General features: G+C 54.7%; 14 protein-coding genes and 2 pseudogenes. 7 read left to right on the top strand and 9 right to left on the bottom strand.

Annotation, left to right across the window (positions count from 1 at the left end):
* Positions 1–77: 77 nt before the first annotated feature.
* Positions 78–917, top strand: a pseudogene (locus tag ACT4MF_RS16155) (cell division control protein Cdc6); the annotation flags it as partial.
* A 159-nt stretch (positions 918–1,076) separates the two neighbouring features.
* Here the strand turns inward: ACT4MF_RS16155 and ACT4MF_RS16150 are convergent.
* Positions 1,077–1,400 (bottom strand): DUF6788 family protein, encoded by a 324-nt coding sequence (locus ACT4MF_RS16150; RefSeq protein WP_444683701.1) that lies wholly within the window; start codon positions 1,398–1,400, stop codon positions 1,077–1,079.
* A 258-nt stretch (positions 1,401–1,658) separates the two neighbouring features.
* On the opposite strand from ACT4MF_RS16150, the gene ACT4MF_RS16145 reads away from it, so the two are divergent.
* Genes ACT4MF_RS16145 through ACT4MF_RS16130 form a run of 4 tightly spaced genes read left to right on the top strand, consistent with a single transcriptional unit; the run spans position 1,659 to position 3,078 of the window.
* Entirely contained in the window at positions 1,659–2,060 is a 402-nt protein-coding gene (locus tag ACT4MF_RS16145; protein ID WP_444683702.1) for an HVO_A0114 family putative DNA-binding protein, read from the top strand.
* Positions 2,061–2,066: 6 nt separating this feature from the next.
* Positions 2,067–2,486: a DUF8161 domain-containing protein gene (locus tag ACT4MF_RS16140; protein WP_444683703.1), complete on the top strand. Its 420-nt coding sequence runs from the start codon at positions 2,067–2,069 to the stop codon at positions 2,484–2,486.
* Between the two features lie 24 nt (positions 2,487–2,510).
* Positions 2,511–2,732: a hypothetical protein gene (locus ACT4MF_RS16135; RefSeq protein ID WP_444683704.1), complete on the top strand. Its 222-nt coding sequence runs from the start codon at positions 2,511–2,513 to the stop codon at positions 2,730–2,732.
* Positions 2,733–2,742: 10 nt separating this feature from the next.
* Positions 2,743–3,078, top strand: coding sequence for a hypothetical protein (locus ACT4MF_RS16130; protein WP_444683705.1), 336 nt, complete (start codon positions 2,743–2,745; stop codon positions 3,076–3,078).
* Positions 3,079–3,136: 58 nt separating this feature from the next.
* Here ACT4MF_RS16130 and ACT4MF_RS16125 read toward each other — a convergent pair whose 3' ends face one another.
* From ACT4MF_RS16125 to ACT4MF_RS16095, 7 genes are all read right to left on the bottom strand, one after another.
* Positions 3,137–3,301: a hypothetical protein gene (locus tag ACT4MF_RS16125; RefSeq protein ID WP_444683706.1), complete on the bottom strand. Its 165-nt coding sequence runs from the start codon at positions 3,299–3,301 to the stop codon at positions 3,137–3,139.
* Between the two features lie 325 nt (positions 3,302–3,626).
* The gene (locus tag ACT4MF_RS16120) at positions 3,627–3,785 is read right to left on the bottom strand and encodes a hypothetical protein (protein ID WP_444683707.1); all 159 of its coding nucleotides are present in this window, start codon (positions 3,783–3,785) and stop codon (positions 3,627–3,629) included.
* A 181-nt stretch (positions 3,786–3,966) separates the two neighbouring features.
* Positions 3,967–4,128: a hypothetical protein gene (locus ACT4MF_RS16115; RefSeq protein WP_444683708.1), complete on the bottom strand. Its 162-nt coding sequence runs from the start codon at positions 4,126–4,128 to the stop codon at positions 3,967–3,969.
* A gap of 319 nt (positions 4,129–4,447) precedes the next feature.
* Positions 4,448–5,374, bottom strand: a complete 927-nt coding sequence (locus ACT4MF_RS16110) for a hypothetical protein (protein WP_444683709.1) — start codon at positions 5,372–5,374, stop codon at positions 4,448–4,450.
* A gap of 107 nt (positions 5,375–5,481) precedes the next feature.
* A complete protein-coding gene (locus ACT4MF_RS16105; protein ID WP_444683710.1) occupies positions 5,482–6,012 on the bottom strand; it encodes a hypothetical protein in 531 nt (176 codons plus the stop codon).
* A gap of 106 nt (positions 6,013–6,118) precedes the next feature.
* The gene (locus ACT4MF_RS16100) at positions 6,119–6,856 is read right to left on the bottom strand and encodes a hypothetical protein (RefSeq protein WP_444683711.1); all 738 of its coding nucleotides are present in this window, start codon (positions 6,854–6,856) and stop codon (positions 6,119–6,121) included.
* A 442-nt stretch (positions 6,857–7,298) separates the two neighbouring features.
* Entirely contained in the window at positions 7,299–7,658 is a 360-nt protein-coding gene (locus tag ACT4MF_RS16095; protein ID WP_444683712.1) for a hypothetical protein, read from the bottom strand.
* A 258-nt stretch (positions 7,659–7,916) separates the two neighbouring features.
* On the opposite strand from ACT4MF_RS16095, the gene ACT4MF_RS16090 reads away from it, so the two are divergent.
* Together ACT4MF_RS16090 and ACT4MF_RS16085 are read left to right on the top strand one after the other, a co-directional pair.
* Positions 7,917–8,696, top strand: a complete 780-nt coding sequence (locus tag ACT4MF_RS16090; protein WP_512053314.1) for a transcriptional regulator TbsP domain-containing protein — start codon at positions 7,917–7,919, stop codon at positions 8,694–8,696.
* 167 nt (positions 8,697–8,863) lie between these two features.
* A complete protein-coding gene (locus tag ACT4MF_RS16085) occupies positions 8,864–9,145 on the top strand; it encodes a helix-turn-helix transcriptional regulator (RefSeq protein ID WP_444683714.1) in 282 nt (93 codons plus the stop codon).
* A gap of 541 nt (positions 9,146–9,686) precedes the next feature.
* On the opposite strand, the pseudogene ACT4MF_RS16080 reads toward ACT4MF_RS16085, so the two are convergent.
* Positions 9,687–9,948 (bottom strand): annotated as a pseudogene (locus ACT4MF_RS16080) (RNA polymerase subunit sigma-70); the annotation flags it as partial.
* Positions 9,949–10,029: the final 81 nt, after the last annotated feature.

Genomic DNA, 10,029 nt, shown 5'->3' with positions numbered 1-10,029 from the left:
CTATCACCAACTACGAACGCGGAGACAATCCGGGGAGCACGATCATCACGGTGTGACAAGAGTTCTATGACACCCTCCTTTCTGGGTTATCGACGAATGCATACTACGATCGCCTCTGGCAGATTCTCGACACTCTCCACGATGTCGTCATCATCATTCTCGATGAGGTTGACAAACTTCAAGAAAATAATGTGCTAATGCAACTCTCCCGAGCTGGAGAAGCTGGAAAGATCGACTCATGTAAGGTTGGTATCCTCGCGATCAGCAACAAAATTTCATTTAAGGACTCCTTGGACGAGCGAGTTCTGAGTAGTCTCCAAGAGCGTGAGTTTATTTTTCCTCCCTATGATGCAAACCAGCTCCGCGAAATTATGCGTCATCGTCAAGACGCATTTCACGAAGGTGTCCTCACCGATGATGTGATTCCCCTTGCGGCTGCGTTCGCTGCACAGGAGCACGGCGACGCTCGAAAGGCACTGGATATTCTCCGAAACGCAGGCGAACTTGCGAAAGATGATGGCAGTGATGTTGTCCGAGAAGAGCATGTTCGAAATGCCCGGGAGAAGGCGGATATCGATCGATTCTCCAAACTGCTTCAAGACCAGCCAACACAATCGAAAGCAGCAGTGTATGCTCTTTCATTGATCGCAGATGAAAGCAAACAGGAAGAATTCCCTACCCGCGAAATCTACGAACAATATGAGCAAATCGCTGAATCACTGGATATTGACACTCTCTCACAAAGACGGATGTCTGATCGGTTGAATGAACAAGCTTTTCTCGATATTCTTGGTGTTACTGATCGAGTTGGCCGTGGTCGCGGGAAGGGGATGACTAATTTCTACTACTTACTCGAAGAACCTGAAGTCGTACAAAGCGCTATTGAATCTGATCAGCGGTTCTCCCCTGCTCTGTAATTCATGGTTTTACACTCGACACCCGGGGTGTCTCATTTTCCTTCTCGGACGTACGCATTCTGTAAAATCTCAAATCGCGCCTATACGGTCTGATACGCAGGTAAACGCTAATTTACACTCGACGCCCGGGGTGATCCGTCTGTTCTGTTTTGACCAGCTCTACTCGTCAGGGCTGACTGGTGATTTATATTGGGACCTGACTTGGTTTCCATCTCGCCACTGCCAGTAGTAGTAGCGATTGTCGTTAATTTCCTTGATTGTGATCGTCGCTTTTGCAGGGACACCGTCTGGGAGATCATCTGGTCGCTCGTCCGCTTCGTCTTGGTCTAGCTCCTCCTCGCGATGTGTCTCCCGTTCTTTGCGTTCAGCCAGCTCCTCAGCGTACGTAGCAATGTCACGGAGCTGCTTAGGATTGGACTGGTTCAGCGCATCGACTAGCTCCGCTGAGAAGCTTGTCGGTGGGATCGGTGGCTCGTCTGACATCGGATGCTTCTGTGTTAACCAACGCAGAGCCCAAATCCATAGCTTTGTTGGTTAAGTCTGTGAAGGTTCGTTCCCACATCTATATTCACAGACACACCGTATTCGGCTTCGTCGACCGTGGCCGGTACGTCCCTACGTTCCACCCAGAGAAATCTTCCGTGCATGGCGGGCGACACTCCTCCCCAGAGAAACGAACCGGTGACTCTCCGAGCACGCTGACCGACGTATCATCGCAACCCCAGCCCAACCCACCTCATCATGACCCGAACACTCCACGTCCAGATCACGTCCGCGGATCGTAGCAGCCTCGAGGACCGGCTCGAAGTGATCGACGCCGGCGACGACGTCGAACCCAGCGAGCCAACACTGTCAATCGAGGACCTCGAGACGTTCGGTCGCGTCTTTCGGTCGACCAACCTCGAACTCCTCGAAGCAATCGTTGCACACGAGCCGGAGAGCATCCGTGAACTCGCTCGCCTTGTCGACCGGAACCCACCGGAGGTTCTCGATAATGTGAACGAGCTGGCCGACTACAGTCTCCTCGAGCTCGAAGAGAACGGCAGCGCGAAGCGCCCCGTTGTGTGGTACGACGAGATCGACGCGGACCTCCCGCTCACGCCGCCGTCGGGACGAGAACGCAAGGCGACGCCTGAGCGCTGAGACACCATGTCTGACGACGTCGATCCTGATGAGCCTCGCCCCGACGGTTACTACCATGTCGATCGAGATGCCGACCGGTTCTACGTCGACGACGAACTAGCGTCGACGATCGCTCTCGGCCCTGCGACCGACGGCGAGCCGGGCGATGATTGGGTGCTCACGGTCTCGGCCGCGATGCCGGCGGCGAGCCAGCAGCTGCCGAGCGCGTTGGTGTCCGTGTCACTCCGCGGGCGTTACACGAGTTCTACACCGAGGCGAAGAATCTCTCGCCGGACACCCGTTAGGCTGGCCATAGTGCCGAGTGTGGACTGTGCGGAGAACAGGTTCCTCTCGCTCAGGCGTGGCCTGACAACCGAAAGGAGCCCTGTCACCCGGACTGCTACGCTGGGGGTATTCGGCGCGCCTCCGTGGTATGATGGACAGTAGCTGGATATCGATAGAGCGTCAACGATGAGTGAGAACAAACTCCTTCTCGCTGCTGGTGCGACTGTCCTTTGGATCATCATCGGGGTGGTCTTGTTTGAGGTGACGAGCTGGATGTCGGCCTTCGAGCTTGCAACTTCCGGCCCGGTCTTCGACCTCACATCGTTAGTTGATGCTTGGGTGCTGGCTGGGGCTATCCTTGGTGTCGTTGACGTCGCCCTCCTCTGGGACATGACTACTGGGTGGTGATCACGAAGTAGTGACGCCTGCCCTTTCCCGGCTAGTACTTCCTGATCTGACAAGCCTTACAGTCATAATGCTATTCAAGCCGGTCGCGAAAGTCATCGAGGTCGTAGGCGTTGTCGTCTTTCGGGAACACGGCGACGGCTGTCATGGTTCCATCGCTGATCTCGTAGACAACGCGATAGCCGTTGTTCCCAACGCGTTCTCAATAGAAATTGTACCGGCCAGAGCCAGTGAGGTAGGTGAGATGCTCCTGCGGGACGCGGCCCCACTGGATCTTCTCCTCCCAGTCGTGGACTTTGTTGAGGATGCGCTCTGCGTGGTCAGGATTGTGAGCTTGAATCGACGTTAGATCCTCGTCGATAACGACATCGAGAATTCGGAGTTCGTCCGGGGGATGCGGCACGCTGCTACTCTAGATCGATGCCGAGACGCTCAGCGGCTTCCTCGGTGGTGAAGAGCTCGTCATCATCAGCATCGTCGAGGGCCTCGCCTCGTTCGGGGAGCACCGCTGCTTCATCAGGGAGCATCTCAGCTTCATCGACTTCCTCTGGTTGTTCCCCGTCTATTGCCATGTCCAGCTATTTCGAATCTGTGCGTATAAGCCTTGGCACGCAGCAAAAAATATGTTAGAACCGCTAATACGCGTGTATACGGGAGAATAGGGACGGATTCGAGAACGATCCGACCGTCGGGTGAATCCCTGATCGACGCCGAGCTCGCAATGTTCGAAGACGCCGTCGGCGACCTTGCCGATCACGTGAGTGAGTCTCCCCCGAGAAGTCGGAGCTCGCCGTGGGAGCGAGCCCCCATGTCGATGGCCTTCCGATCCCGGTCGAGAGAGGCCACTGTGTTAGAGCCGTTGCTCAGTGGTACTAAGGACACATCGAAACAGTCGTGCTACTCGTCGACGACAGTCGCCTCTTCAGGCGGTGCAATCTCGAGTTCGGCAGCGCCGCGCTCGATCTCCTCGGGCGTTGTCCCCTCAGCATCGGCGAGCAACTCAGTGAGCTCCTCGTCCGGGACCATGTCAGCGTCGGCCGGGTTTTCACGACTCATACCACGTTCTACCCGGCGCAAACGGATTAACGTAGGTGTCCGTTCGCCACCATCTGACCACGACGGCGGGCGACCCGGCGGTCGACCCTCTTGAAATATATCGACAAAGTACTCAACCTCACGGCTTTCGTCCTTAATGTCGGGCCAACATCCGGGCTGCCCTCGCTGGAGTTGCAATAGGTTAGTTTTCCCGCTTCCACCATTCGTCGATTTCTTGCGCGTCGATGTCGACGGTTGCGGTGATCCCGCACGAGCAGTGGATGCCGACGCTACCGGGGTGCGTCGTGATCGGGCCCTTCTCCTCTTCACAGCCCGGACATTTGACGCGGAAGATATTGACCATGCAGACTGATCCGTGTGGTCCGGGAAAGCCGCTCCGCTCGGTCTTAACCAACAGATGATGGTTTGGCTATCGGCTGTTGGTTAAGACTGAAGCCGCAGGACGGTGGGGGGTGGTGGGGACAGTGTTCGAGATGGTTAACTCTAATACCACAGGACCCACCCTAATTATCGGAAGCTGACAGATAGGTCAGTATAGAAAAGCAACAATATTGCCTCTATTTTGGGATCCCCCTATTTATCTCGAGATATGGTTCTACTGAGGGTCACGACCAGCCACAACTGGTACAGAAGTCGTTCTCAGGGGAAGGATGTGAAAACTACTACTCTGACGTACATTCAGAAAAACCAGTGTCTTCAGTAGACACAGGATCCATAACAGTCCCACCAGACCCCTTATCAAACGCACAGCGATCCTGGTTCCAACTAGGATGTAGGTAGATCGAGTCTGAGTCCGCAATCCGAATACCAACAACTGACTCGCTACTAAATCGATCACCACCCACCTTTTCGTTCGTCTTGACTTTCTCAACAGAGCGAGGATTGACAAACATCTGCTTGTTAGCGCCGGTTTTATTCCCGACGTAGAATTTGACATCGACGAAACCGTCTCGTGGGTGTCTGAGCGAGACCGTTCCGAGTCCGTTGAATACCACCCGAGTGGATTCACTACTGACGCTACTGTCCCCACCGTCTCCATCTTCCTCCCCGTTTTGAATCGTGAAGGCAGGAGTAAGGTTAGGAAGGCTTGCTGGTGGGACACAGCGAAGCTGAAACTGACGAATTGTAGTCGTACCGGAAACCTCTGCGTTGAGTGTCGGGGCATCGACGCTCACGCTGAGACCAACAGTAGTGTGTCCGGTCTCGGTACACGCAACTGTCCCGCGGATTGTGGTGCCTTCGCCCGCTGGGAACGGATCAGTGTCCCACTCAATATCGACAAGTTCTGGCTCACCGCGTGCCGCCGGTTCGATCTCCACTCCAGTAATCTGTGCGGCCCCTGTTAATCGATTCTGAATCTTCACAAGCGGTATCGTCTGCCGCTCAGCAACTGGGACAGTAATTACAGGGGTCCCATCGGCCGTCTCCTGATCAGATTGAATCGCATATCCAACAGGCGCCTGACCATCAGGGACAACGTTAATATTGACACCACGCTGGGTAGTGCTACTGGTGAAAGCGCCGGATCCAACTGTAAGCGAGCTCGCGCCAGTTGCTCCCGCTAAGGAGAGCAGGTGGCGGCGTTTCATCAGTCGTGTGTATTACCAGTAGTGGGTCGCGTGACTTTAATCAGTGGTCCTGTTGTGGTGGTCCGGTGAGAGACCAGTCAGTGCGTGAAGATAGTGTGGAGGGTGTGTCAATCAGCCGTAGATTCTACCGTCCGAATAACGAGCGGCACAGAGAGGAATTCACCGGCGGGAGTTGTATCGACCCCACGGGTGTCGATTTGGAGGCCGGCACCGAGTTCTGAGCCAGTGGGAATCACAATTGGGTCGCTACTGGAGAGGACCTGCGTCTCACCCTCGACAGCGAGGATGTCGACATCCGGGAGTGTAGTCCCTTCCTCGGTGGTTTCAAATGGCTGGTCACCCCAGACTTGGATTGGATTTGTGCCGAGATTTTGGATGACAAACAGTGGGTTCGTGGCCGCATTACCGTTGCCATCGGTGTCATGTTCGAATTGGTAGACAGTCTCTTGACCGAGACCAGTTGCCCCCGTTGATTCGAACGCACCGGGGAATCTGAACCGAAGGTTTCCACCGGTGTTCGTCGAGCGTCCGCCGGCACCCCGGTTCTCAAGTGCTAGGTACGGGGAATCATCGTCGCGCTGGATTGCAATCTGTATCTCACGTTGTGCTTGTGATGATGAGAACGCTGAGGTACCCATCAGTAGCGACCCACTGGCTGCGGTCCCGCAGGCCCCGAACACAAATTGTCGTCTGTTCATAAGTATGGGGAGAGACTACCGGAAGCTCCCGGTAGTGAGCGTGGTGTTACTCTGTCTGCTCTTCCGCCTCGAAGACCAGCGGCGCGGTCTCGCCTTCACCAGGCCGGACGTCCTCGCTACTCCGAGCGTTAGAGATCGTGAACCGGACGTGGACATCCACCGAGGTTCCCGATTCGATGACGGCTTTGCCACCGGGGTACCGCTTACCCTTATATGCCGTCAGCACGCGGTCATCCCTACTGTTCGAGGACCCAATTTCTGGAACCGGGTTGCTCGGCTTGTTGTACGCGGGTACGTCATTAGGCCATGAGATGTCAACGTAGTCCGAATCAAACGAGACGGCGTTACCTGCCTCGTTATATTCGTGTCCGTCAGGGTCCACGTTCGCATCAGCCTCAGCAATAAGGAACTGAGTAGACGCTTGCCCAGGAACATATCGCGGATCCCCATCAACCGGGAGTCCAACCTCAATATCGTTTGTCCCGTTGTTGAAGATCTGGAACACTGTGTCGAACATAGTGTTCGCCTTTGAGGTAAGACCAGTAGCACTACTACCTCCGCCGTTCTCATCGAACGTCAGCCGGAGCGTCCCTGACTCGCCGCCCGTATCGGCGTAACTGCTGACCGGATTGAAGTCAAGGTACGCCCCATTACCATCCGCTTGAATGGCCAGTTGGATTTCGCGCTGGGCCGTCGCGCTTGTGAACGCACCGGTACCAACCGCAGCTGCGCTACCTGAAGCCAATGCCCCCAGACCGGCGAGGAACTTACGTCGGTTTGCCATAGTTGTGTAACCTCGTTGTGTCCGCACGCGACCCGCCTTCAGGAACACGGGACATCCCGCGTCACCCTGGGTCGCTCTACCTCACCTATTGGACGCACCCCATATCGTATTGACACGCCAGAAACAGTTCTCGGGGCTGCTGAAAATCTTCAACTACCGCTTGAAATACTATTTGACCACCTCTGAAAATCTTCAATCGGTGCCTGAGACCGTTTCAGGGGGCCACTGAAACCCTTCAGCAACTGTCTGAAACCGCGTCAGACCACGTCTAAAACGGATTGAGAGATATACTAACAAAATAGGACCACCCATCACCGATCTCGACTTCTATCCCGGATCGTGGTACTTTCGGTCCCTGTTCACTAAGTATATACTAACTGATATTATTCCCGGTGCCCGCGTCCTCGTCTAATGGTTGGTCCGTGTCGACGGCACGCTTCACTCAACGATAGATCGATTTTAGCTCAACATCAACGATCGGTTCGTCGGGACCACGGTCGTAAGAGATCGTCCGGACCGAACTGGCGAGTTCTTCAGGGGTCGGTGTCTCGCGATACTCCCCGCGCTTCGCATAGTCGTTCCAGACGGGGAGGAACCCGTCAGGTGCGTGCGTGAAGTCGTTCGCCGTGACGCTCGCGATTTCCTCGCGCTGGGGACCGGCCTGTGCGCCGATTTGAAAGGTAATCTCCTGCTGCGGAGACTGCGCCTCATCGATTAGACCTTTGATCTCGTCGTTTGCTTCGGTCTGGTTGAGCCAGACACGCTTCGCATCTTCGCACTCCGGATGGTCGTCGAGGCGCATAGTAGTCTATACTGGTTAAACCTACAACAGACCATGTAGAACTGGGATAGCAAGGGGCGATTTAGGTGCGGATCGGGACGTGTCGGTAGGCGAACCACGGATTCTACTACCCCGGATCGAGGTTCACTACTGCGACCAACAATTTGCTTCCTATGAGCGTACTCGAAACGAGATAGTCAGCTCTATTCTGTAACTGGCGAGGTAGTCCAATCCTCAGATACCATGTCTATTAAGTACATATCGGCAAAGTTACAGAACATGGCCAGACAACACATTTCCACTCAGATGATTCCCGAACGAGACGAGCCAGCACTGTATATCAATCCCCGCTCTGAACAAATCGCAGCCTTCGCAGAGGAAGCAGTAACGGGTGAGGACCAGCCCAAGGTCCGGCTGCTCGCAGACTCAGATGAAATCAAAGACGCCCTCTACAGCTTCCTCACGGCCTCAAAGATAGCCGAACTCATCCACCGGGAACAACTCGACCTTCGAACGCTCACGGAGCCAGCCCAGAATACCATCTTCACAACCGAATCTGAGACTGTAGTTCCTGTGATGGGCAAGCACAGTATTTCGAGTTCAGACCGCGAACTGGTTTCAGCAGTCTACGGTGAGTTTGACTCACGTTTCGAAGCCGCTGAAGAGTATCACCTCCGGACACCTGCCCTCTCAGTAGTGAAACAGACGCTCCGAGAGGAGATCGGCGACGATGTCGCAGACGAGTTCGACGAGGTCCTCGCACACGCTGAAGACATTTCCAACACCAACGAATACCTCAGTATCGTCGAGGTCATGCTTATCCTCGCAGCCCGCAACGAGGTTCTCCTCTACGACATCTCAAAGTGGGGCGAAGATACAGAGATCGCTTCGAAAGCAACCTTCTCACGAGCCAAATCAACACTCGAAGACGCTGACCTCATCGAGACTGAGAAAGTCCCAGTAGACATCGGCCGTCCCCGACTTCGGCTCATCGCAACCGACAAGCTCGCGACAGCAGACCTCAAAACGCTCTCCACCGAGATCCACTCTCCGCTGTAGCATCCACTCCACGATACCCCGGCTATCGAGACGAGAATACGGTGCTTCTCCGACTCAAGCGTGAGATGAAGCAGCCAAAATCACGGCGTATAGGGTGTGAAACGGGTTCTATGACACGCAGCCTCCAGATCAATAGTATTTCAAAACTCGAATACGTAAATTGTGATATGTATGACCTCACAGGCTTTCAGCGAGACCTACTATACGTAGTTGCCGGACTTGATGACCCCCACGGACTCGCGATCAAAGACGAACTCGAAGACTACTACGAAAAGGAAATCCATCATGGTCGGCTCTATCCCAACCTCGACACGCTCGTTGAGAAGGGACTCATCGAAAAAAGTCAGCGCGACCGACGGACCAACGAGTACACCACTACCCGCCGGGGCACTAGAGAGATCGAAGCTCGGACTGAATGGGAAGCCGAGTACATTGACCACGACGAGTGACCGAACTGCTGTACTCGAGGACAGTCCACTCCCAGTCGTTCACAGGGTACTTCTTCTAAATTAAAATTACCCCTCCCCCCACCTAAGTCGGTCAACGGTTGGAAACTCAGCCTTCGCTGTCTGGGGCGGGTTGTAGTATCGGGACTTAATATCGTAGTACCCGAATTCAAGTGGAATACGTACACACACCGCTGCCAGATATTCGTCCGCTGTGTGGGTGATCACGCGAATTCGAGCATTTATCGAACAATCGAACTGCCAACGCGACTCCCGCTGCATCCTGCCAGTTGTTCGTCTCTGGATACTTGCTCTGCTGGTTGAGAAATTCATCTGCAACGAACCGCGCTTTCTCAACCGGTCCAGCGCTACTATCGAACCCCTTAGTGCGATCACCTGGCAGCGGTGTGACTACTCGAAGCCACCCCTCTTCGATAGCCGTATCGAGGTACGGATTTGTCGGTGAATCGGCACTCCCAGTATCCGCTAGTTCGTGATAGACCGTTGCTGTCCGTCTCGCGGACCGTCAGCGTCATTTCGAACAATTGTGGGAGGATATACGCCTTCTCGATAGAGGGCGAACTGACGCTGGTGCTGGCACGACGAGGCTGCGTGCAGCGTCTCTCACGTGCTCGTCCACGACGGAGAGGCCATCGTGATAATGGACGTAGCCTGTCGAGCCGATTGACAGACTGTCTCACCGCCTCGTACGGCGTGTGGAGGTGTTGTCCGACGCGGCGGATGGAGTCACCACTCTCAATAGTGAGGATGACTTGCGCTGCCGTGTCGTCGAGCACCTCATATATTTGTAATCACTGTTTGGATAGCGAGGTCGACAGCCTGCTTTTGGGGCACATTTAATTCTCGTTGTAATTAACATGTTAACA

The organism is Halorubrum sp. FL23, assembly GCF_052439115.2.
GTDB lineage: Archaea > Halobacteriota > Halobacteria > Halobacteriales > Haloferacaceae > Halorubrum > Halorubrum persicum.
This window is presented reverse-complemented; position numbering and strand designations above follow the sequence as displayed.